This is a genomic window from Erwinia sp. E_sp_B01_1 (genome assembly GCF_036865545.1).
In the GTDB taxonomy this organism is placed as follows: Bacteria; Pseudomonadota; Gammaproteobacteria; order Enterobacterales; family Enterobacteriaceae; genus Erwinia.
Map to the genome: position 1 here is coordinate 4,566,658 of NZ_CP142208.1, position 22,393 is coordinate 4,589,050.

Annotated in this window: 18 protein-coding genes and 2 pseudogenes; 4 read left to right on the forward strand and 16 right to left on the reverse strand. The window is 53.8% G+C overall.

Translation table 11 applies throughout. The features are described from left to right. Positions 1–2 precede the first annotated feature (2 nt). From rffC to trxA, 8 genes and pseudogenes are all read right to left on the reverse strand, one after another. Positions 3–695, reverse strand: a complete 693-nt coding sequence (gene rffC / locus VRC33_RS21200; RefSeq protein WP_338559187.1) for a dTDP-4-amino-4,6-dideoxy-D-galactose acyltransferase — start codon at positions 693–695, stop codon at positions 3–5. A gap of 46 nt (positions 696–741) precedes the next feature. Beyond that, positions 742–885: pseudogene (locus VRC33_RS21205) on the reverse strand (NAD-dependent epimerase/dehydratase family protein); the annotation flags it as partial. Beyond that, on the reverse strand, positions 882–2,144 hold the full coding sequence (gene wecC / locus VRC33_RS21210; RefSeq protein WP_338564612.1) for a UDP-N-acetyl-D-mannosamine dehydrogenase: 1,263 nt from the start codon (positions 2,142–2,144) through the stop codon (positions 882–884). The gene wecC and the pseudogene VRC33_RS21205, both read right to left, overlap by 4 nt. Beyond that, a complete protein-coding gene (gene wecB / locus VRC33_RS21215; RefSeq protein WP_338559190.1) occupies positions 2,141–3,271 on the reverse strand; it encodes a UDP-N-acetylglucosamine 2-epimerase (non-hydrolyzing) in 1,131 nt (376 codons plus the stop codon). The genes wecC and wecB overlap by 4 nt, the downstream gene beginning before the upstream one ends. A gap of 46 nt (positions 3,272–3,317) precedes the next feature. Continuing rightward, positions 3,318–4,346, reverse strand: coding sequence for an ECA polysaccharide chain length modulation protein (gene wzzE / locus VRC33_RS21220; RefSeq protein ID WP_338559192.1), 1,029 nt, complete (start codon positions 4,344–4,346; stop codon positions 3,318–3,320). 30 nt (positions 4,347–4,376) lie between these two features. Further along, positions 4,377–5,482: pseudogene (gene wecA / locus VRC33_RS21225) on the reverse strand (UDP-N-acetylglucosamine--undecaprenyl-phosphate N-acetylglucosaminephosphotransferase). Positions 5,483–5,790: 308 nt separating this feature from the next. Next, entirely contained in the window at positions 5,791–7,050 is a 1,260-nt protein-coding gene (gene rho, locus VRC33_RS21230) for a transcription termination factor Rho (RefSeq protein WP_338559194.1), read from the reverse strand. Positions 7,051–7,438: 388 nt separating this feature from the next. Beyond that, the gene (trxA, locus tag VRC33_RS21235; RefSeq protein ID WP_034898144.1) at positions 7,439–7,771 is read right to left on the reverse strand and encodes a thioredoxin TrxA; all 333 of its coding nucleotides are present in this window, start codon (positions 7,769–7,771) and stop codon (positions 7,439–7,441) included. Between the two features lie 116 nt (positions 7,772–7,887). On the opposite strand from trxA, the gene rhlB reads away from it, so the two are divergent. Together rhlB and gppA are read left to right on the forward strand one after the other, a co-directional pair. Continuing rightward, the gene (rhlB, locus tag VRC33_RS21240; protein ID WP_338559201.1) at positions 7,888–9,180 is read left to right on the forward strand and encodes an ATP-dependent RNA helicase RhlB; all 1,293 of its coding nucleotides are present in this window, start codon (positions 7,888–7,890) and stop codon (positions 9,178–9,180) included. Between the two features lie 7 nt (positions 9,181–9,187). Then, positions 9,188–10,672 carry a guanosine-5'-triphosphate,3'-diphosphate diphosphatase gene (gene gppA / locus VRC33_RS21245; RefSeq protein WP_338559204.1) on the forward strand — a complete coding sequence of 495 codons (1,485 nt, stop codon included), beginning with the start codon at positions 9,188–9,190 and terminating at the stop codon, positions 10,670–10,672. Between the two features lie 29 nt (positions 10,673–10,701). Here the strand turns inward: gppA and rep are convergent, their stop codons facing one another. Next, a complete protein-coding gene (gene rep, locus VRC33_RS21250) occupies positions 10,702–12,723 on the reverse strand; it encodes a DNA helicase Rep (RefSeq protein ID WP_338559207.1) in 2,022 nt (673 codons plus the stop codon). Positions 12,724–12,812: 89 nt separating this feature from the next. Here rep and ppiC point away from each other — a divergent pair, with 89 nt between their 5' ends. After that, the gene (gene ppiC, locus VRC33_RS21255; RefSeq protein ID WP_338559210.1) at positions 12,813–13,094 is read left to right on the forward strand and encodes a peptidylprolyl isomerase PpiC; all 282 of its coding nucleotides are present in this window, start codon (positions 12,813–12,815) and stop codon (positions 13,092–13,094) included. 81 nt (positions 13,095–13,175) lie between these two features. Here ppiC and ilvC read toward each other — a convergent pair whose 3' ends face one another. After that, entirely contained in the window at positions 13,176–14,654 is a 1,479-nt protein-coding gene (gene ilvC / locus VRC33_RS21260; protein ID WP_338559213.1) for a ketol-acid reductoisomerase, read from the reverse strand. A gap of 164 nt (positions 14,655–14,818) precedes the next feature. Here ilvC and ilvY point away from each other — a divergent pair, with 164 nt between their 5' ends. Next, positions 14,819–15,700 carry an HTH-type transcriptional activator IlvY gene (gene ilvY, locus VRC33_RS21265; RefSeq protein ID WP_338559215.1) on the forward strand — a complete coding sequence of 294 codons (882 nt, stop codon included), beginning with the start codon at positions 14,819–14,821 and terminating at the stop codon, positions 15,698–15,700. Here ilvY and ilvA read toward each other — a convergent pair whose 3' ends face one another. The 6 genes from ilvA to VRC33_RS21295 all read right to left on the reverse strand — a co-directional run bounded on the left by ilvA (position 15,701) and on the right by VRC33_RS21295 (position 22,250). Next, on the reverse strand, positions 15,701–17,245 hold the full coding sequence (gene ilvA / locus VRC33_RS21270) for a threonine ammonia-lyase, biosynthetic (RefSeq protein WP_338559217.1): 1,545 nt from the start codon (positions 17,243–17,245) through the stop codon (positions 15,701–15,703). It abuts the gene before it with no gap. A 5-nt stretch (positions 17,246–17,250) separates the two neighbouring features. Beyond that, positions 17,251–19,101 (reverse strand): dihydroxy-acid dehydratase, encoded by a 1,851-nt coding sequence (gene ilvD / locus VRC33_RS21275; protein ID WP_338559219.1) that lies wholly within the window; start codon positions 19,099–19,101, stop codon positions 17,251–17,253. Between the two features lie 59 nt (positions 19,102–19,160). Next, positions 19,161–20,090 (reverse strand): branched-chain amino acid transaminase, encoded by a 930-nt coding sequence (locus VRC33_RS21280; protein ID WP_338559221.1) that lies wholly within the window; start codon positions 20,088–20,090, stop codon positions 19,161–19,163. An 18-nt stretch (positions 20,091–20,108) separates the two neighbouring features. Then, complete coding sequence (gene ilvM, locus VRC33_RS21285) at positions 20,109–20,366, reverse strand: acetolactate synthase 2 small subunit (protein ID WP_338559224.1); 258 nt, start codon at positions 20,364–20,366, stop codon at positions 20,109–20,111. Further along, positions 20,363–22,012, reverse strand: a complete 1,650-nt coding sequence (ilvG, locus tag VRC33_RS21290) for an acetolactate synthase 2 catalytic subunit (protein ID WP_338559226.1) — start codon at positions 22,010–22,012, stop codon at positions 20,363–20,365. The genes ilvM and ilvG overlap by 4 nt, the downstream gene beginning before the upstream one ends. A gap of 139 nt (positions 22,013–22,151) precedes the next feature. Then, positions 22,152–22,250, reverse strand: a complete 99-nt coding sequence (locus tag VRC33_RS21295) for an IlvGEDA operon leader peptide (protein ID WP_338559229.1) — start codon at positions 22,248–22,250, stop codon at positions 22,152–22,154. Between the last annotated feature and the right edge of the window lie 143 nt (positions 22,251–22,393).

The following is a 22,393-nucleotide window of genomic DNA, read 5'->3' on the forward strand; positions in this document are numbered from 1 at the left end:
CGTTACCTGTAAAGCCACCAGGCGGTACGTTCAATGACGCCACCGCAGCGGTGATAAAGTCGGAGTGCCGGTAAGTTGCCCAACTGGGTGGCAACATGCAGGCGTGTAAGGCGTCGGGCACGGCACCAGTCGGAAGCCGCTTCGATCATCCGCTGACCCACACCCAGCCCCTGCGCTGCTGGCAGGGTGGCCAGCAGCCCAATTCTTGCACCGCCATCCGGCAGTTCGCGGAGTGAAACAAATCCCTGAAGGATTCCCTGCGCGTCAACAGCCAGCAGGCATTGATGATCGAAAGCGCCGAGCACGGCATTTTCAATCCACTGGGCATAGAAACGGCCACTGTCGCCAGGCTGGTACCAGGGCATACGGAAACGACTCTGGGTGAAAGCCTCTGCTGCTGCATCCCGCAGTGCGGGAATATGTTCCTTCCGGGCAATGCGGATGCCCTCAGGACGGCCTGCTGAGGAGACGCCCAACACAAAGTCAGCTTCCCCTTCGACCAGCCTGAAACCCAGGGCAGTCAGTGCATCCAGCTCCGCTGTCTGCTGCGAGAGCACTTTAGCCTGAACGAGATCGTAGCCTGCGAACAGGGCTTCGCTCAATGGCGTGTCGCCCCCGAACTCGATCAGGCCACTTTGCCGCTGGAAGAAGGTGTTCTCCCACTGCAGGGGATTAATACTGGCGTGGACGGGCATGTAATAGATCCACCAGATATTGGCCGTAGCCGGTTTTCACTTCCTTAGCCACCGGGGCCAGTGAAGCAAGGTTGCCGGCATAACTGAGTTTATCGACCACCCTGACATGATCGTCAGTGGTGGCGAGGATATGTCGCACTACCGCCGAGCCAATAAAACCGGCGCCGCCCGTTACCAGCACCCGCTTCATTGCCAGACCCCTTTGGTATCCACGATCTGATGCGTGCTGATCTGCCCGATATCCATCGTTTTGAACTGCGCATGATCGACCAGCATCACCAGCACATCCGCCTGCTGCAAAGCTGGCTCCAGCTGAACCAGTTCGGCCTTATCTTTAAGCACTTTGGGCAGTTGATGAATGTTGGGTTCCACCACCAGCGTGGTGCCAAGATGCCAGTCAGCAATCATCCCGGCCACATGCATGGCCGGGCTCTCGCGCAGGTCGTCAATATCCGGTTTAAAGGCCAGGCCAAAGCAGGCGATGGTCAGCTCACTGGCGCGTTTGTCGCTGGTGGTCAGACTCTCGGCAAGGGCTTTCTTAACCTGCTCAAGCACCCACAATGGTTTACTGTCATTCACTTCCCGCGCGGTACGAATCAGACGTGCCTGCACGGGATTCTGGGCAACGATAAACCAGGGGTCGACCGCGATACAGTGCCCGCCTACTCCAGGACCAGGCTGCAGAATATTCACGCGGGGATGCCGGTTCGCCAGCCTAATCAGCTCCCAGACGTTGATCCCCTGATCGGCACAGATCAGCGAAAGTTCGTTTGCAAAAGCGATGTTGACGTCACGGAAGCTGTTTTCAGTAAGCTTGCACATTTCAGCGGTGCGGGAATTGGTCACCACGCACTCGCCTTCAAGGAAAATGTTGTACAGATCGCAGGCGAGCTGAGAGCATGCTGGCGTCATACCGCCAATCACCCGGTCATTTTTGATCAGTTCGACCATCACTTTGCCAGGCAGTACCCGTTCCGGGCAATAAGCGATATGCACATCGGCGGCTTCTCCCACCTGCTGGGGGAAAGTCAGGTCGCTACGTGCCATTGCCAGCCACGCGGCCATTTGCTCGGTAGCCCCGACCGGTGACGTGGATTCGAGGATCACCAGGTCCCCTTTTTTCAGCACCGGCGCGATCGATTCTGCCGCAGCCTTTACCCAACTCAAATCTGGCTGATGATCTTCTTTGAACGGCGTTGGCACCGCAATCAGAAAGGCATCAGCGGGTTCAGGTTTCGTTGATGCACGCAGAAAGCCCTGTTCCACGGCTGTTTTCACCACAAGATCCAGATCCGGCTCAACGATGTGAATCTCACCCCGGTTAATGGTCTCTACGGCGTGCGCATTGATATCAATACCCAGCACCTTTTTTTGTCGGGATGCAAAAGCGGCAGCGGTGGGCAGCCCAATATAGCCAAGCCCAATAATGGAAATGGTAGAAAATGTCATAACGTAACCCTGTTCTTTTTCAGTGCCTGCACGATACGTTCGCAGGCCAGACCGTCCCCATAAGGGTTGTGGGCACGGCTCATGGAGTGATAGGCCTCTTCATCCGTCAGCAGACGGGTGACTTCACTGACGATTTTCTGCACGTCAGTGCCAACCAGCCTGACGGTACCCGCCTCAATCGCTTCTGGCCGCTCCGTGGTTTCACGCATAACCAGCACGGGTTTACCAAGCGAAGGCGCTTCCTCCTGGATGCCGCCAGAGTCAGTCAGGATCAGCCAGGAATGCACCATCAGCCAGACAAACGGCAGGTACTCCTGCGGCTCAATCAGGATGATATTGTCGATACCGCTGAGTATGCGGTTGACCGGTTCGCTGACGTTGGGATTCAGATGGACCGGATAGACAATCTGCGCTTCAGGATGCAGACGAGCAATTTCCGCCAGGGCGCTGCAGATGCGCTCAAAACCGCCACCAAAGCTCTCGCGGCGATGGCCGGTGACCAGAATCAGTTTTTTATTGCTGTCCAGGAAGGGATAACGTGTGCCCAGGCTCTCGCGTAATACTTCATCACTCAGCACCCGATCCCTGACCCAGAACAGGGCATCAATGACGGTATTACCGGTCACAAACATCCGATCGCTGCGCAGGTTTTCCCGCAGGAGATTCTGCCGGGCATTTTCGGTGGGCGTGAAGTGATAAGAGGCCAGATGCCCGGTTAAGGTCCGGTTAGCTTCTTCAGGCCAGGGAGAGTAGAGATCGCCAGTCCGCAGCCCTGCCTCTACGTGCCCGACAGGAATGCGATGGTAAAATGCCGCCAGGCTGGCAGCAAAAGTGGTGGTGGTATCGCCATGTACCAGCACCACATCCGGCTTGAAGTCATCAAGTACGGCCTTCAGCCCTTCAAGAATACGGCTGGTGATCTCTGTCAGGCCCTGTCCGTGGCTCATAATATTCAGATCATAGTCCGGCACAATGGCGAACAATTTCAGCACCTGATCCAACATTTCGCGATGTTGTGCAGTGACGCACAGACGAGCGTCGATCTCGCTATCCTGTGCGAGCGTATGGACCAGGGGCGCCATTTTTATTGCTTCCGGGCGCGTGCCAAACACAGTTAATACTTTCACTGTTACTCTCTTTCATTCGTCTGTCTGATAACGGTAAGCCGGACGATTACTGACGCGTCCTGCGAATCAGCACGGTTCCTGCTCCAATTAAGGCACCTACAGCACCCCACATGATCATCAAAAACAGGCGACGAGGGCTGTCACGTTTTACCGGTTCTTCCGGCGTGCGCAAATAGCGATAAGTCTGGAAAGTCTTAACCAGCGTAGGCCCTACGTTCAGGGTCGACAGCATGGCTCTGTTTTGATCATAGTCCAGATCGTAACCAGGTCCGCTTGCCTGAAGATTCTCCAGCCTTGCCTGCAGCAACGGGCGGCCTAACATAAAGAGTTCAGAGTCAGGAAGCTGTTCAGAGGGCGTCTCCGTTTTTGCCTGCTCGAAGCCCTGCTGCTGAGCAATTTTCAACGCCTGCTGAACGCTGTTTACCTGTCGGTCATAAATGGCTTTCGCTACGGCTTCCTGCCTTTTGACCTGCGCTTTCATCTGGATGGTACGTGCCGCCCAGGCCCCGGTGAGCTCCTCATTCAGATGCGTTGCGGCACGCTGGCTGGCAAAAGCAACATACTGACGCAGCAAAGTGTTGGCATCTTTAGACGTTTCGGCGACCAGGCGCACGGAATCATTGAGGTTTTTAGCGACATCGGCAGGCTGGAACTGGATGTTGGCAATCATCTCATCCAGTAGCGCGGCATCGTCGCGGGCACTGCCGCTTTGGCGCTGTTTGAAATAATCGGTCTGCAGCCAGAATTCACGGCGGGTGTCATACGCAGAGAGTTGCATCACAAACTCCTGGTAAGCTTCATCCATCGCTGAAGGCGGCAGCGCGGTGGTCTGGCTGCCTCTGAAATCCAGATTACTCAGGAATTGCTGCTGGGAGTAGTAGCTGCCCAGCATGTTCACGGTAGGACGATCGGTAACGGCGGTGGTGCTCCATTTCGGCGTGACCAGCAGGGACCAGCCCCAGGCCAGCAGAGCCAGCAGCAACGCGCCCCCTGCAATCCATTTTTTACCCTGCCATAAGGTGCAGCAAAGCCCGCGAATATCCAGCTCGTTATGGTTAACGTCGGGATGCGTCATACTCAAATTCCTTGTTGTCAGGGCAAAAAATCAGTCTGTTTGTGAAGGTTTGTTAGTCTCGCTGTTACGGCGCATACGCCGCTTGATGCGTTTCAGAAAACGAGCCACCCGCCATGCGCGTTTTATGCAGTAGCCATAAAGCATAAAGGCCAGCAGGAACAGCACCAGCATCATCCATTCGGGAATGAACGAGAGGTATTCACCCAGCACGCCAACGGCTGCCAGAAGAGCGGCAGCAGCGGTGATCAGCACAAACGCCTGACGGGAAGTAAACCCGGCACGCATGATCAAGTGATGAATGTGCTGACGGTCGGCAGAGAAGGGACTCATTCCTTTACTGAGGCGTCGGTACATGATCGCCACCATATCCATCAGCGGAATCGCAATGAGCCATAGCGCGGTGACAGGGGTAATAGGATGATTTTTTCCCTGAGTCGCCTCAAGCAGGATCCAGATAATCGTAAAGCCGATTAACGTGCTGCCTGCATCTCCCATGAAAACCTTGTATCGACGGCCTAACATGCCCATGTTGAGCAGAATGTAGGGCACAATCGCGGCAATCATTGCAAAACACCACATAGCCAGGCTTTGCTGTCCGTCGAACAGCAAAATGATCCCCATAGCGAGGAAGGTAACGCATGAAAGTCCGCCCAGCAGGCCATCAATCCCATCAACCATGTTAAAGGCGTTGATCGCAGCCCAGACGGCAAACAGGGTAAGCACATAGCCAAACGGCCCTACCACCAGCTCCCAGGGGCCAAAAATATAGCCCAGGCTGAGCAGATAAAGATTCGCCGCAGCCATCATCACACCCGCTACGCCCGCCTGCACGGCCGCGCGGAATTTGACGCTGATATCATAACGGTCATCCACTGCCCCAACGAGGACCAGAGTCCCCGCACATCCGAGATAAAGAAGGGAATGGGGGATGTAATAATCCGTGATGGAAAAAGTGAAGCATATCCCTGCAAACACAGAGATACCGCCAACAAGAGGGATCACCCCCTGATGGCGCTTACGATAATTAGGCTTGTCCACTAAACCAATTCGCTTAGCTGCTTTCCGTGCAAAAAAAGAAATGCAAGTGAAAACAGGAAGATGAACGCAAGCTCTGTACTCAAATTGAGTAAATTCACATTAACCAGCTCTCTGCAATGAACCTAATAATATTGACGGCGTACATTGTGCCAAACACATCGATAAGATTCTGTATTTTTTTCAGCAGGAAGAACGTACTGCATCAAATAATTGCTCTTCCGGCCTGCGTAAATCGGGTCAAATTCCTGAATATCTTAGGATTCAAAAACGAAAAACGCCACGTCTGAGCGTGGCGTTCCCCGAGTTTTCAAATCTTTGCAGCCGCTGGCGACCTCCCTCTACGGAGAGGCCAAAAAGCGCGGATTGAGCAGGCCAACCCCGCACTTTTTACGGCAGGTAACACGTCTTAAGAGCGTTTCATCATGTCGAAGAACTCATCGTTGGTTTTGGTCATGGCCAACTTATTGATGAGGAACTCCATTGCGTCGATTTCACCCATTGGATGGATGATTTTGCGCAGGATCCACATTTTCTGCAGTTCTTCAGAGCTGGTAAGCAACTCTTCTTTACGCGTACCGGAACGATTGTAGTCGATAGCAGGGAACACGCGCTTCTCAGCGATTTTACGCGCCAGATGCAGTTCCATGTTGCCGGTACCTTTAAATTCTTCGTAGATCACTTCGTCCATTTTCGAGCCGGTATCAACCAGCGCGGTGGCGATAATGGTCAGGCTTCCGCCCTCTTCTACGTTACGGGCAGCACCGAAGAAACGCTTAGGACGATGCAGGGCGTTAGCATCCACACCACCGGTCAACACTTTACCGGAAGCCGGGACAACGGTGTTATAGGCACGAGCCAGACGGGTGATGGAGTCCAGAAGGATGATCACATCTTTCTTGTGCTCAACCAGGCGTTTGGCTTTCTCGATAACCATTTCGGCAACCTGCACGTGGCGGGAAGCGGGTTCATCGAAGGTGGAAGCAATAACTTCACCTTTCACCAGACGCTGCATCTCGGTAACTTCTTCAGGACGCTCGTCGATCAGCAGCACCATCAGCACGCAGTCTGGGTGGTTGTAAGCAATGCTGGTTGCAATGTTCTGCAGCAGCATCGTTTTACCGGCTTTTGGCGGTGCCACGATCAGACCACGCTGGCCACGGCCAATTGGGGAAGCCAGATCCAGAACACGTGCGGTCAAATCTTCAGTCGAACCGTTACCACGTTCCATGCGCAGACGAGAGTTTGCGTGCAGTGGGGTTAAGTTTTCGAACAGGATTTTGTTGCGGGCGTTTTCTGGTTTGTCGAAGTTAACTTCATTAACCTTCAGCAGGGCGAAATAACGCTCACCTTCTTTCGGCGGACGGATCTTGCCGGAAATGGTGTCACCAGTGCGGAGGTTGAAGCGGCGGATTTGACTTGGGGAAACGTAGATATCATCTGGACCGGCGAGGTAGGAGCTGTCTCCTGAGCGGAGGAAACCAAATCCATCCTGCAATATCTCAAGGACGCCGTCGCCGAAGATGTCTTCGCCGCTTTTTGCATGCTGCTTGAGGATAGAGAAAATAATGTCCTGTTTGCGCATGCGAGCCTGGTTTTCAAGCCCCATGTTTTCGCCGAGTGTAATCAGGTCAGAAACCGGCGTATTTTTTAATTCGGTAAGATTCATAATGGTGGGTTCTTAAACTCGGGGTAAATCTCGGGATGTTTGTCGTAAGTGGTATGGTGAAAAATCCATGCCTGTTAATGGCATTCTTGTCAGGATCCGCTCGATGATCACGTGCAGGAAAACGCAAATCTGAAACGAGGGGACGGTAAGGACAAGACGCCGGAAATTCTGATTCTGATGATGCTACCGTCAGATTGCTGAACGTCTGTGAGAGATGAATACAGTGTTCAACAAGGAGTAAATCTAAGATTCAAACTACAGGTAAGTACGTAGTGCAGTAAAATCAACTTAGCATGACTGATGGCAAACGTCTAGCGGTGAACTAAAAATATGCCGGCCATCTGGCAGAGAGCAAAAACAGACTCGCCACCAGCAGCCGGACAGGCTGTTAGCCCAGGTTCGCGTTGAGGAACTCTTTGAGCTGGCCTTTAGAGAGGGCGCCCACTTTGGTCGCCGCTACTTCGCCGTTTTTGAACAGCAACAAAGTAGGAATACCACGAATACCGTATTTAGGCGCGGTGCCTGGGTTATCGTCGATATTCAGTTTTGCGATTGTCAGCTTGCCGTCATACTCTTCAGCGACTTCATCGAGGATCGGGGCGATCATTTTACAAGGACCACACCACTCTGCCCAGAAATCGACCAACGTTAAACCTTCTGCTTTTAATACGTCAGATTCGAAGCTGTCATCGGTCAGGTGAACAATTTTATCGCTGCTCATGTCTTACTCCAAAAGTTATGCCTGGCTGGTTGGCGTAAAATCTGCCAACTTAGGTTGACTTTATTTCACCGGATACGCTTTCGTAAAGCAATAGTAAGCTGATATTCTACCACACTATGAGCAAAACACACTTAACTGAACAGAAGTTTTCCGACTTCGCCCTGCACCCTCAGGTGATTGAAGCCCTTGAAACTAAAGGCTTTCATAACTGCACGCCTATCCAGGCGCTGGCATTACCTTTCACGCTCTCAGGGCGTGATGTAGCGGGACAGGCGCAAACCGGTACCGGGAAAACGATGGCGTTTCTGACGTCAACGTTCCATCATCTTCTTTCTCACCCTGCGCCAGAAGGCCGTCAGGTCAATCAACCACGTGCGTTGATCCTGGCTCCAACCCGTGAATTAGCCGTGCAGATTCATGCCGATGCTGAACCTCTGACGCAGGCAACCGGCCTTAAGCTTGGTCTGGCTTACGGCGGTGACGGCTACGACAAACAGCTAAAAGTGCTGGAAAGCGGCGTGGACATTTTGATCGGCACCACTGGCCGGTTAATTGATTACGCTAAACAGAATCACGTTAACCTGGGCGCTATCCAGGTCGTTGTGCTCGATGAAGCAGATCGCATGTTCGATCTCGGGTTCATTAAAGATATTCGCTGGCTGTTCCGTCGTATGCCTGCGGCAAACCAACGTTTGAATATGCTCTTCTCCGCGACACTCTCTTTCCGTGTGCGTGAACTGGCGTTCGAAAACATGAACAATGCCGAATACGTGGAAGTTGAGCCAGAGCAGAAAACCGGGCACCGCATTAAAGAAGAACTTTTCTACCCTTCTAACGAAGAGAAAATGCGTCTGTTGCAGACCCTGCTGGAAGAAGAGTGGCCAGATCGCGCCATTATCTTTGCCAACACCAAACACCGCTGTGAAGATATCTGGGGCCATCTGGCTGCCGATGGTCACCGTGTCGGTTTGTTGACCGGTGATGTCGCACAGAAAAAGCGCCTGCGTATTCTGGATGACTTCACCAAAGGCGATGTGGACATTCTGGTAGCAACCGACGTTGCCGCCCGCGGCCTGCATATCCCTGCGGTTACGCATGTCTTCAACTACGATTTGCCGGACGATCGTGAAGATTATGTTCACCGTATTGGCCGTACCGGACGTGCTGGCGCAAACGGGCACTCCATCAGCCTGGCCTGTGAAGAGTACGCGCTGAACCTGCCGGCCATTGAAGAGTATATTGGCCACAGCATTACCGTCAGCCGTTATAACAGTGATGCGCTGATGAGCGACTTACCGCCTGCGAAACGCCTGACCCGCAATCGTTCCGGCAACGGTCCACGTCGTGGCGGCAATAACAATCGCCGCAGCAGTGCACCACGTAACAACAACCGTAAACGTTCGGGTTAAAACAACCATGCTGAGCGCGTCATCACTCTATGCTGCTATCGATCTGGGATCGAACAGTTTTCATATGTTGGTGGTGCGCGAGGTGGCTGGCACTATCCAGACCGTGGCGCGTATCAAGCGCAAAGTGCGTCTGGCTGCCGGCCTGGACACCGACAGTCATCTCTCAGCTGAGGCGATGGAGCGTGGCTGGCAGTGCCTGCGGTTATTCTCAGAACAGTTACAGGATATTCCAGCCGATCAAATTCGCGTAGTCGCTACTGCCACTCTCCGGCTTGCGGCTAATGCGGGAACCTTTCTGCATACTGCTCAGCAAATCCTTGGTTGCCCGGTGAATGTCATCAGCGGCGAAGAGGAAGCACGTCTGATTTACCAGGGCGTCTCACATACCACCGGTGGCGCTGCAAAACGCCTGGTCGTCGATATTGGCGGCGGCAGCACAGAGTTGGTGACGGGAAGCGGTTCACAAACCACCTCGCTCTTCAGCCTGTCGATGGGATGTGTGACCTGGCTCGAACGCTATTTTGGCAATCGTCATCTGGGTAAAGAAAACTTCGGGCAGGCAGAACAGGCAGCACGTGAAATGATCCGTCCGGTTGCTGCACAGTTGCGGGAACAGGGTTGGCAGGTTTGTGTAGGTGCATCAGGCACCGTGCAGGCACTGCAGGAAATCATGATGGCTCAGGGGATGGATGAACGCATCACCCTCAGCAAACTGCAACAGCTGAAACAGCGCGCTATTCAGTGTGGCAAACTGGAAGAGCTGGAAATCGAAGGACTGACGCTGGAGCGGGCGCTGGTTTTCCCTAGCGGGCTCTCCATTTTGATCGCCATCTTCACCGAACTGAACATCAGCAGCATGACGCTGGCCGGTGGTGCACTGCGTGAAGGTCTGGTCTATGGCATGTTGCACCTTCCGGTAGATCGCGATATCCGCACCCGTACGCTGCACAACATTCAGCGGCGCTTTACCATTGATGCCGAACAGGCCGAGCGCGTTCGCAGCCTGGCGGAAACTTTCGCACGTCAGGTCAGCCACAGCTGGAAACTCGATGACCGATGTCGGGAACTGCTGGACAGTGCCTGCCTGGTGCATGAAATCGGACTTAGCGTCGATTTCAAACAGGCTCCGCTCCACGCTGCCTACCTGATTCGCCATCTCGACCTCCCCGGCTTTACCCCGGCACAGAAAAAACTCTTAGCGACTTTGTTGCAAAATCAGGTGAACAGCATCGATCTGGCGGTACTCAGCCAGCAGAATGCTATCCCACCAAGAATGGCAGAGCGACTTTGCCGTTTATTGCGTCTGGCCATTATTTTCTCCAGTCGTCGACGGGATGACACGCTGCCTGCGGTACGGTTACATGCGGATGAGGATTCGCTGCACGTGACTTTACCTTCTGGCTGGCTTGAGGCGCATCCGCTCCGCGCAGAGCTGCTGGAGCAGGAGTGCCACTGGCAGAGTTACGTTCACTGGCCGCTGACTGTCGGATAATCCACCAGCAGCCAAAACCTTTTACACCTTTATTTAGCTTTCGCCTTTTCCAGCATCGCCTTGAGATTGGCCACGCGGCTTTGTCCGGTTTGCATCCGCTGTTCAGCGCTGACGACCTTACGTTCGCTTTCCCACTTAAGATCGTCTTGCGGCAGTTCCAGCAGGAAACGACTTGGCTCCGGACGGATCACTTCACCGTACTGACGGCGTTCGCGGCACAGAGTAAAGGTCATCTCCTTCTGCGCACGGGTAATGCCCACATATGCCAGACGCCGCTCTTCCTCGACGTTATTCTCATCAATACTGCTCTGATGCGGCAGCAATCCCTCCTCCATTCCCACCAGATAGACATAGGGGAACTCCAGGCCTTTCGACGCATGTAGCGTCATTAACTGCACCTGATCGGTATCCTCATCACTTTCGCCCCGCTCCATCATATCGCGCAGGGTAAAGCGGGTAACAACCTGAGTCAGGGTCATGGGCTCATCAATGTCACTGCCTTCCAGCATTTCGGTCATCCACTGGAACAGCGTGTTGACGTTTTTCATCCGCATTTCGGCGGCCTTCGGGCTGGCAGAGGTTTCAAACAGCCAGCTTTCGTAATCGATGCCGCGAATCAAATCCCGTACGGCGGCAATGGGTTCACGCTCCGCGAGTTGTGCCACTTCCTGCAACCAATAGGTGAAGCGCTGTAGCGATTCCAGCCCACGCCCTGACAGCGTCTGTTCAAGCCCCATATCAAAGCTGGCAGTGAACAGGCTTTTGTTACGCTGCATCGCCCACTCACCCAGTTTTTGCAAGGTTGCCGACCCAATTTCACGTCGGGGCGTGTTTACAATGCGCATAAAAGCACTGTCATCATTAGCATTGGTCAGCACCCGGAGATAGGCGAGCAAATCCTTGATTTCCGGCCGGGAAAAGAAGGATGTACCGCCCGAAATACGATATGGGATACGGTTTTGCATCAGCATTTTTTCGAACACGCGCGACTGATGGTTACCCCGATAGAGGATGGCGTAATCCTTATACTGGGTTTTATTGATAAAGTGATGGGCGATCAGCTCGCCAGCAACTCGTTCAGCTTCATGATCTTCATTATTGGCCGTCACCACTTTCAGTTCAGCGCCGTAGCCCAGCTCTGAAAACAGGCGCTTTTCGAATACGTGGGGATTGTTGGCAATCAGGATATTCGCCGCTTTCAGGATGCGTTCAGAAGAGCGATAGTTCTGCTCAAGCTTAACGACCTGCAGTGCAGGAAAATCTTCCTTCAACAGCACCAGATTCTGTGGCCGGGCACCACGCCAGGAGTAGATAGACTGGTCGTCATCGCCTACCACCGTAAAGCGTGCGCGGGCACCCACCAGCAATTTTACCAGCTCGTACTGACTGGTGTTGGTGTCCTGATACTCATCCACCAGCAGGTAACGAATGCGCTGCTGCCAGCGTTCCCGCACTTCAAGATTGCGCTGGAACAACAACGTCGGCAAAAGAATAAGATCGTCAAAATCCAGCACGTTGCATGACTTCAGATGCCGGTCATACAGACCGTAGCAGTGTGCAAAAAGTTTATCGCGTTCCGATTGCGCTCCCGCCGCTGCACGGGAAGGATCCATCAGATCGTTTTTCCAGTTGGAGATCGTCGAGATAAGCTGCTGCAGCAGATTTTTATCATTTTCCAGCCACTCTTCCGTCAGATCCTTCAGCAAAGCCAGCTGATCCTGATCGTCAAACAGCGAGAAGTTGGATTTCATCCCTAACGCGGCATATTCGCGCTTAATGATCTCCAGCCCCAGCGTATGGAAAGTGGAGATCATCAGGCCTCGTGCTTCTTTGCGTCCCAGCGTTTGCGCCACACGCTCTTTCATTTCGCGCGAGGCTTTATTGGTAAAGGTGACCGCTGCAATATGCCGGGCCTGATAACCACATTCACGGATCAGGTGTGCAATTTTATTGGTGATCACGCGTGTTTTACCTGACCCCGCACCAGCCAGCACGAGGCAGGGCCCGGTGACAAATTCGACCGCATGTTGCTGACCAGGATTAAGACGCATAGGAAAGTCGCTCGATGAAATGACAGAGGGAAACAGAAAATTAGCGTGGTAGTATAGCCAGCAGCATCCCTACGACTCAAGGTACGATCATGGCAAAAACCGCAGCAGCACTCCATATCCTTGTTAAGGAAGAGAAACAGGCGCAGGACATTCTGGCTCAGCTGGAACAGGGCGCTGATTTTGAAAAACTGGCCAAAAAGCACTCTACCTGCCCGTCAGGCAAGAAAGGCGGCCATTTAGGTGAATTTAAGCAGGGTGCAATGGTACCGGCTTTCGATAAAGTGGTGTTCTCCTGCCCGCTTATCGTGCCTTACGGTCCTCTGCACACCCAGTTCGGTTATCACATCATCAAGGTGCTTTACCGCAACTGATTCTCTTTATGCAGACGAAAAAAAGAGCGGAATCCGCTCTTTTTTCATATCCGGGCCAGCAGCGGCCCTTTTTTATTTATATCAGCCCGCAACCGCAATGCGTTTCATGTCGGTCATGTAGCCACGCAGCTTGCGGCCAACAGCTTCAATTGGGTGCTGACGGATAGCTTCGTTAACGTCACGCAGCTGAGCATTATCAATGGTCGTGGACGTTGCTGCTGCTTTGCCCAAATCGCCAGCCTGCAGCGTGGTCATAAACTCTTTCAGCAAAGGCACAGCGGCGTACGAGAAGAGATAGTTACCGTATTCGGCAGTATCAGAGATAACCACGTTCATCTCATACAGGCGCTTACGTGCGATGGTGTTCGCAATCAGCGGCAGCTCGTGCAGGGACTCGTAGTAAGCAGACTCTTCAATGATGCCGGCATCAACCATAGTTTCAAAGGCCAGCTCAACGCCCGCTTTCACCATGGCGATCATCACTACGCCTTCATCAAAATAATCCTGCTCGGCAATTTTACCTTCGTACTGGGCTGCGGTTTCGAACGCAGTTTTACCGGTCTCTTCGCGCCAGCCCAGCAGGTTTTTATCGTCGTTTGCCCAGTCTGCCATCATGCCGGAGGAGAATTCGCCGGAGATGATATCATCCATGTGCTTCTGGAACAGCGGAGCCATGATGGTTTTCAGCTGCTCAGACAGCGCGTAAGCACGGACTTTAGCCGGGTTAGAGAGGCGATCCATCATCAGCGTGATGCCGCCCTGCTTCAGCGCTTCGGTCACGGTTTCCCAGCCGAACTGAATCAGTTTTTCAGCGTAGGCGGCATCGGTACCTTCAGCCACCAGCTTGTCGAAGCACAGCAAAGAACCCGCCTGCAACATGCCACACAGAATAGTCTGCTCACCCATCAGGTCAGATTTCACTTCGGCTACGAAGGAAGATTCCAGCACGCCCGCACGGTGACCGCCGGTCGCTGCAGCCCAGGCTTTAGCAATCGCCATGCCTTCGCCTTTAGGATCGTTTTCCGGGTGAACCGCGATCAGCGTTGGCACACCGAAGCCACGCTTATACTCTTCACGCACTTCAGTACCTGGACATTTTGGCGCAACCATCACTACAGTAATGTCTTTACGAACCTGCTCGCCCACTTCAACGATGTTGAAGCCATGTGAATAACCCAGTGCAGCGCCCTCTTTCATCAGCGGCTGAACAGCCTGAACCACAGCACTGTGCTGCTTGTCTGGCGTCAGGTTAACAACCAGATCGGCTCCTGGGATCAGGTCTTCGTAAGTGCCAACTTTAAAGCCGTTTTCGGTGGCTTTACGCCAGGAGGCACGCTTCTCAGCAATCGCTTCGGCACGCAGCGCATAGGCGATATCCAGACCGGAGTCGCGCATGTTTAGGCCCTGGTTCAGGCCCTGAGCACCACAACCAACGATGACGACTTTTTTGCCTTTCAGGTAGCTTGCTTCATCAGCAAATTCATCACGCGACATGAAGCGACATTTACCTAATTGCGCTAACTGGTTGCGCAGGTTCAAAGTGTTGAAATAGTTAGCCATGGGTACTCCGTATAGGGTTAGGTAGGTCTTTTATCTGCTGGTGAGTCTCTGATCTGCTCACCCTGTATAATCCCTATCATATGACAGGAAATGTATTGCTTAAATTGATATATTAACAACGTGATATTGCAAGATCTGCAACGTCAAAATGAGGCCTGTGATGCATGGATTTACGCGATCTTAAATTGTTTCTTCACCTGGCTGAGAGCCGCCACTTTGGCCGCAGCGCAAGGGCAATGCACGTCAGCCCTTCCACTCTGTCACGGCAAATTCAGCGGCTCGAAGAAGATTTGGGCCAGGCTCTCTTTCTGCGGGATAACCGCACGGTGACGCTAACGGATGCCGGAGAACAGCTCCGCCAGTTTGCTCAGCACACGCTGTTGCAATATCAGCAGCTTCTTCATGCCATTGGTCAGAACGGCCCGTCACTGAGCGGAGAGCTTCGCCTGTTTTGCTCGGTAACCGCCGCCTATAGCCATCTCCCGCCGATTCTGGATCGTTTCCGCGCTGAACATCCGCTGGTTGAAATCAAACTCACTACTGGCGATGCGGCGGATGCGGTGGAGAAAGTGCAGAGCGCCGAGGCGGATATTGCCATTGCAGGCCGTCCCGAGACGCTGCCAGCCAGTATTGGCTTTACCCCGATTGGGCTGATCCCCCTGGTGCTGATAGCCCCGGCGCTACCCTGTCCGGTACGTGCTCAGGCCACACAATCCGAGCCGGACTGGTCAGAAATCCCGTTTATCCTGCCCGATCAGGGGCCCGCGCGGCAGCGTATTGATTTGTGGTTCCGCCGTCGTCGTATACCCAATCCGCTGATTTATGCCACCGTCTCCGGCCACGAAGCCATTGTGTCAATGGTAGCACTGGGATGCGGTATTGCACTTTTGCCGGATGTGGTGCTGGAGAACAGCCCGGAACCGGTGCGTAACCGTATCCTTGAGCTGGATAATGTAGAGATGGTGGCGCCCTTTGAGCTGGGCGTATGTGTACAAAAAAAGCGGCTCACTGAGCCGCTTATCGATGCATTCTGGTCGCTGATGTAATTAGCCAGCCAGGAAGAAGCTGAATGCCGGGTTATCGGTTTCATCATGGAAATCGTAACCCAGTTCCGCAAGGTGCTCTTCAAACTGTGGCTCGTTGTCGCTGAGCTCAAATCCTGCCAGCACCCGGCCATAGTCAGTACCGTGGCTGCGATAATGGAACAGCGAGATGTTCCAGTGCGTACCCAGGGTTTGCAGGAAACGCAGCAGCGCGCCTGGCGCTTCAGGAAACTCAAAGCTGAACAGACGTTCACGCAGGGGTTTTGAAGGACGCCCACCCACCATATAGCGTACATGCAGCTTGGCCATTTCGTCATCGGACAAGTCGACAACCTTGTAGCCGCCCTGAGCCAGCAACTGCAATATTTCACTGCGCTCTTCCAGGCCACGTGTCAGCCGCACGCCAACAAAAATGCAGGCGTTATCGGCATTCGCATAGCGATAGTTGAACTCGGTTACCGCACGGCCACCCAGCAACTGACAGAATTTCAGGAAGCTGCCCTTCTGCTCGGGAATGGTGACAGCCAGCAACGCTTCGCGCTGCTCACCCAGCTCGCACCGCTCAGAGACATAACGTAAACCGTGGAAGTTTACGTTTGCCCCGGAAAGCACATGCGCCAGACGTTCACCTTTGATCTGATGCTGCTGGATATATTTTTTCATGCCGGCCAGCGCCAGCGCGCCTGACGGCTCTGCCACGGCACGAACATCCTCAAACAGGTCTTTCATCGCCGCACAGATGGCATCGCTGTCTACGGTGATGATGTCATCCAGATATTCCTGGCACAGGCGAAAGGTTTCGTTACCGATGCGTTTTACCGCCACACCTTCAGCGAATCCGCCAACACGGGCCAGATCCACAGGATGACCGGCATCCAGCGCCGCCTTCAGACAGGCAGAGTCTTCCGCTTCCACCGCGATCACTTTGATCTGCGGCATCAGCTGTTTGATCAGTACCGCCACGCCAGCCGCCAGGCCACCACCACCCACCGGCACAAATACCCGATCGAGATGAGCATCCTGTTGCAACAACTCCATCGCCAGTGTGCCCTGTCCGGCAATCACCATCGGATGATCGAACGGTGGCACGAAGGTATAACCTTTCTGCTCCGCCAGTTCGAGCGCTTTGGCTTTGGCTTCGTCAAAGTTGGCACCATACAGGAAAGCCTCACCGCCAAACGCCCGTACCGCATCCACTTTGATATCGGCGGTGGTCACCGGCATCACAATCAGAGATGTGATCCCTAATCGTGTTGCCGACAGAGCCACACCCTGAGCATGATTCCCTGCTGATGCGGTGACCACACCCCGTGCTTTCTGCTCTTCATTCAGCGTGGAGATCATCGCGTAAGCGCCACGCAGCTTGAAGCTGTGTACCGGCTGACGATCTTCACGTTTTACCAGAATGGTATTACCCAGACGGGAAGAGATTTTCTCCATCTTCTGCAACGGGGTGACCTGCGCCACTTCGTACACCGGCGAGCGGAGAACCGCCCGCAGATACTCCGCGCCGCAAGGTTCGGCAGGTAGCGGTTGAGACTCAGCCATAGTCGTTAGCCTCCCAGCTTACTCTTGTCACGAACCGCGCCTTTATCCGCGCTGGTAGCCAGTAAGGCATAAGCACGCAGGGCGAAGGAGACCTCACGCTCACGTCCATGAGGAGTATAAGCCTCATGACCACGCGCCTCTTCTTCTTCACGGCGGGCATGCAATTCGTTATCCGGCACGACCAGCTTGATGCCGCGTTCAGGAATGTTGATATCAATGATGTCACCATCTTTGATCAGGGCAATGGTGCCGCCGCTGCCTGCCTCTGGTGAGACGTGACCAATGGACAAGCCTGAAGTGCCTCCGGAGAAGCGACCATCGGTGATCAGCGCACAGCTTTTACCCAGTCCCATCGATTTCAGATAGGTCGTCGGATAGAGCATTTCCTGCATGCCTGGTCCGCCTTTCGGGCCTTCATAGCGGATCACAACCACATCACCGGCTACGACTTTCCCGCCCAGAATAGCCGCTACCGCGTCATCCTGGCTTTCATACACTTTGGCCGGGCCGCGGAAAATATGGCTCTCTTTTTCCACACCAGCCGTTTTCACAATACAGCCATCTTCTGCCATGTTGCCGTACAACACGGCCAGACCACCTTCCTGACTGAACGCGAATTCGCGGGAACGGATACAGCCTTCCTGACGATCGTCATCCAGCGTATCCCAGCGGCAGTCCTGTGAGAATGCCTGGGTGGTGCGGATGCCTGCCGGACCGGCGCGAAACATTTTCTTCACGGCTTCATCTTTGGTCAGCATGATGTCGTACCGGTCCAGCGTTTCCTGCAGGCTCAGGCCCAGCACGTTACGCACGCTGTCATCCATCAGACCTGCGCGGCTCAGCTCGCCAAGAATACCCAGCACGCCGCCAGCACGGTGGACATCTTCCATATGGTATTTCGGGGTACTTGGTGCCACTTTGCACAGGTGCGGTACTTTGCGGGACAGACGGTCGATATCGGACATGTTGAAATCGATTTCGCCTTCCAGCGCAGCCGCCAGCAGATGCAGAACGGTGTTGGTCGATCCGCCCATGGCGATATCCAGCGTCATCGCATTTTCGAAAGCGGCCTTGTTGGCGATGTTGCGTGGCAATGCGGTTTCGTCATCTTTCTCGTAGTAACGTTTGGTCAGCTCCACAATCCGCTTACCGGCACTCAGGAACAGATCTTTGCGGTCAGCATGGGTCGCAAGCAGTGAACCGTTGCCCGGCTGGGACAGACCCAGGGCTTCGGTCAGACAGTTCATTGAGTTTGCGGTAAACATCCCGGAACAGGAACCGCAGGTCGGACAGGCTGAACGTTCAATCTGCTCGCTGTCGGCATCGCTGACGTTAGGGTTAGCGCCCTGAATCATCGCATCAACCAGATCCAGCTTGATAATTTTGTCGGAGAGCTTGGTTTTACCGGCTTCCATCGGGCCGCCAGAAACGAAGATCACCGGGATATTCAGTCGCAGGGAAGCCATCAGCATCCCCGGGGTGATTTTGTCGCAGTTGGAGATACAGACCATGGCGTCTGCACAGTGGGCATTCACCATGTACTCGACGGAGTCTGCAATCAGCTCACGTGACGGCAGAGAGTAGAGCATACCGCCGTGTCCCATCGCGATCCCATCATCCACGGCAATGGTGTTGAACTCTTTTGCCACGCCACCGGAAGCTTCAATCTGCTCAGCAACCAGTTTCCCCAGGTCACGCAGGTGAACGTGGCCCGGTACGAATTGGGTAAAGGAGTTAACCACGGCAATAATTGGCTTGCCGAAATCGTCATCGGTCATTCCGGTTGCGCGCCACAGGGCACGGGCACCGGCCATATTACGGCCATGAGTGGTGGTAGCGGAACGGTACTTAGGCATGCTCATACTCCAGAATCAGATAGTGCGCGGGCGTCAACCGAGGCCCGCGTAAATATTATTTATGCTGGGTTAACCGGATCCAGCCAGCCCCATTTGTCTTCGGTTTCGCCGGTGAACAGGCCAAAGAATGCAGACTGAATACGGGCGGTAACCGGGCCGCGTTTGCCTTCGCCAACCTGAATGCCATCAACGCTGCGCACCGGGGTGATTTCGGCGGCGGTACCGGACATGAAGATTTCGTCAGCCAGATACAGGGATTCACGGGACAGGACCTGCTCACGCACTTCGATGCCCATATCTTTCGCCAGTTTAATGATCGCATCACGGGTGATACCTGGCAGTGCAGAGGAGGTGAATGGCGGCGTGAACAGAATGCCATCTTTCACTTCAAACAGGTTCTCACCAGCGCCTTCAGAAACATAACCCTGAGTATCCAGCGCAATCCCTTCCTGATAACCATGACGACGGGCTTCGCTGCCTACCAGCAGCGAGGAAAGGTAGTTACCGCCCGCTTTAGCTGCCGTTGGCAATGTGTTTGGTGCCACACGGTTCCAGGAAGAGACCATGGCATCAATACCCTGCTCCAGCGCTTCTGCACCCAGGTATGCACCCCATGGGAAAGCAGCAATGATGACATCAGTGTTGAAGCCATCGGGTGGGTTCACACCCAGACCCACATCACCAACAAAGACTAAAGGACGGATATAAGCGCTTTTCAGCTTGTTGACGCGCAGCACTTCGCGGCACGCTTCCATCAGCTCATCAACGCTCTGGCTGACCGGGAAACGGTAGATTTTTGCTGAGTCACGCAAACGCTGCATGTGTTCACGATGGCGGAAGACTACCGGGCCTTTGTGCGAGTCGTAGCAGCGGACGCCTTCAAAGACAGACGTACCGTAATGCAGGGCGTGGGACATCACGCTGACCTTTGCTTCTTCCCACTTAACCATCTCGCCATTGAACCAGATAAAGTCAGCTTTCTTCGTCATTCTTATTTCCTTTCGCGCTCAGGCGCGGATTTGTTGTGTTGTCTGTTGTTGGATCTGGACGCATGCAACGTCCATCAGCTTGCTTAATTGTGTTGACAGTAAATCGACTGAGCGCTGGCTGGCAACGGTCATTTCAATATTAATATTGTCGTTATTAGTGCCGGAGGCCATATTCATGGCGCAGACCTGAAAACCACGGTGGCGAACAACGCGTAATATGCGCTCCAGTATTTCGGGTCTGAAACGGGCTTCGATAGACAATTGATGCTGCATCATGAGGTTTTCTCCATCATATTTTCGTTGCTGGCACCAGGCGGTACCAGAGGCCAGACGTTTTCATGTTCGTCTATGGAGACGTGGAGCATGTATGGCCCTTCACTGTGCAGCAAAGCGTCTAATGCAGCGTCGACCTGGTCTTTACGGGTAATGCGCTGGCCAGGGATATTAAAGGCGCTGGCCAGGGTCAGGAAATCAGGATTGTCGGACAGATTGGTTTCACTGTATCGCTCGGAGAAGAACAACTCCTGCCACTGGCGAACCATGCCCAGACGCTGGTTATCCATCAGTACGATCTTCACCGGCAGCTGCTTGCGTTTGATGGTTCCCAGTTCCTGCACGTTCATCATGAAAGATCCATCGCCGGAAACACAGATAACAGTGTCATCAGGGCGGGCTACCTGCGCTCCTATAGCCGCTGGTAAACCAAAGCCCATGGTCCCCAGACCGCTGGAGGTAATGAAATTTTCCGGACGGCTGAAGCTCATGTGCTGAGCGGTCCACATCTGATGCTGTCCCACATCGGTAGTGACGATTGCGCTATCCGGTTTACGGTCGGAAAGCTGTTTGAGGAACAGAGGAGCAAAAATAGCCTCTCCGGGGTGATCGTAACGCCAGCCGTTTTCTGCCTTCAGAGCCTGAACATGTTCACGCCAGTCGGTAATATCCACTGCAGGGTGGTACAAATCCGGCAGCATTTTATTCAGGTCGCCCCGTAATGCCACATGAGCCTGTCGCAACTTATTCAGCTCGGCGGGATCCACATCCATATGGATCACACTGGCATTCGGAGCGAACGTGTTCAATTTTCCGGTCACGCGATCGTCAAAGCGTGCACCAACTGCAATCAACAGGTCGCACTGCTGAACGGCGAAGTTAGCTGCTTTGGTGCCATGCATCCCTAACATGCCCAGGTAGCACGGGTCTTGTGCATCAGGCGTGCCCAATCCTTTAAGGGTAGCAACGGTAGGGATACCTGTCTCTTTAGCAAAGGCACGCAGTGCGGTAACGGCTCCGGCCATGCCAACCCCACCGCCAACATACAGAACAGGCTTTTTCGCCTGAGCCAGCATGGCACGGGCTTGCTGTAATTCTTCATGCGGATGCACAGTTTCCGCTTCCACTGGCATCAGGTGGGCCGTGAGGTCGCCGTTGGCCAGTTGAATATCTTTCGGGATATCGATCAGTACCGGACCCGGACGGCCAGACTGGGCAATGGCGAAGGCTTCTGCCATCACTTCCGGCAGCTCGTCCAGTGATTCAACCAGGAAACTGTGCTTGGTGCAGGACAGGGACATCCCCAGCACATCGATCTCCTGAAAAGCATCCGTGCCGATAAAGGCTGAGGAAACCTGTCCGGTAATTGCCACAACAGGAACAGAGTCCATCATGGCATCAGCCAGACCTGTAATCAGGTTAGTGGCGCCAGGACCAGAAGTGGCGATACACACGCCAACTTTTCCAGTAGAACGGGCATAACCGATGGCGGCCATCGCGGCGCCCTGCTCATGGCGGCAGAGTAGGTGTTCGACGCCTCCGTCATAAAGCGCATCATAGACGGGCATAATGGCCCCACCCGGATAGCCGAAAACTGTTTCGACACCCTGCGCACGCAACGCCTGAACCACCCACTGAGCACCATTCATAGTTATTTCCCCGCCTCTCGCTGGGAACAACAGCATTTTATTCTACTGTTCATCTTCTGTTCCTCTGTCGTTGATGATCTGCCAAAAAAAACCCCCGGACCTTTCGGTGCGGGGGTTCTTCTGAATTCAGGCTTGATTTTTAAGCCTTTCTTCCTCCGAGCGTAGCCCCGCACGGCGTGATAATAATCACGACGACGTTAATGACGATTAGGCTGACGACTCGTAGAAGGGCTTTCATTAGTATTCGATAATTTCGCTTGTTCGAAGTAATGCCTACAGAGTTATCACAGTTAGTGAACGGAATTCAACTTTTTTCATTACTTAATTTTACGTCAGCCTTCTCCATAACCGGAAAAGCGAAGGGTATTCAGTGAATAAGCC

Coding starts and splice junctions, on each gene's coding strand:
- ilvM (WP_338559224.1), bottom strand. CDS start 20,366: ATGATGCAGCATCAATTGTCTATCGAAGCCCGTTTCAGACCCGAAATA.
- trxA (WP_034898144.1), bottom strand. CDS start 7,771: ATGAGCAGCGATAAAATTGTTCACCTGACCGATGACAGCTTCGAATCT.
- ilvD (WP_338559219.1), bottom strand. CDS start 19,101: ATGCCTAAGTACCGTTCCGCTACCACCACTCATGGCCGTAATATGGCC.
- VRC33_RS21280 (WP_338559221.1), bottom strand. CDS start 20,090: ATGACGAAGAAAGCTGACTTTATCTGGTTCAATGGCGAGATGGTTAAG.
- wzzE (WP_338559192.1), bottom strand. CDS start 4,346: ATGACGCATCCCGACGTTAACCATAACGAGCTGGATATTCGCGGGCTT.
- rffC (WP_338559187.1), bottom strand. CDS start 695: ATGCCCGTCCACGCCAGTATTAATCCCCTGCAGTGGGAGAACACCTTC.
- ppiC (WP_338559210.1), top strand. CDS start 12,813: ATGGCAAAAACCGCAGCAGCACTCCATATCCTTGTTAAGGAAGAGAAA.
- ilvG (WP_338559226.1), bottom strand. CDS start 22,012: ATGAATGGTGCTCAGTGGGTGGTTCAGGCGTTGCGTGCGCAGGGTGTC.
- ilvY (WP_338559215.1), top strand. CDS start 14,819: ATGGATTTACGCGATCTTAAATTGTTTCTTCACCTGGCTGAGAGCCGC.
- rho (WP_338559194.1), bottom strand. CDS start 7,050: ATGAATCTTACCGAATTAAAAAATACGCCGGTTTCTGACCTGATTACA.
- ilvC (WP_338559213.1), bottom strand. CDS start 14,654: ATGGCTAACTATTTCAACACTTTGAACCTGCGCAACCAGTTAGCGCAA.
- wecC (WP_338564612.1), bottom strand. CDS start 2,144: ATGACATTTTCTACCATTTCCATTATTGGGCTTGGCTATATTGGGCTG.
- rep (WP_338559207.1), bottom strand. CDS start 12,723: ATGCGTCTTAATCCTGGTCAGCAACATGCGGTCGAATTTGTCACCGGG.
- VRC33_RS21295 (WP_338559229.1), bottom strand. CDS start 22,250: ATGAAAGCCCTTCTACGAGTCGTCAGCCTAATCGTCATTAACGTCGTC.
- ilvA (WP_338559217.1), bottom strand. CDS start 17,245: ATGGCTGAGTCTCAACCGCTACCTGCCGAACCTTGCGGCGCGGAGTAT.
- rhlB (WP_338559201.1), top strand. CDS start 7,888: ATGAGCAAAACACACTTAACTGAACAGAAGTTTTCCGACTTCGCCCTG.
- gppA (WP_338559204.1), top strand. CDS start 9,188: ATGCTGAGCGCGTCATCACTCTATGCTGCTATCGATCTGGGATCGAAC.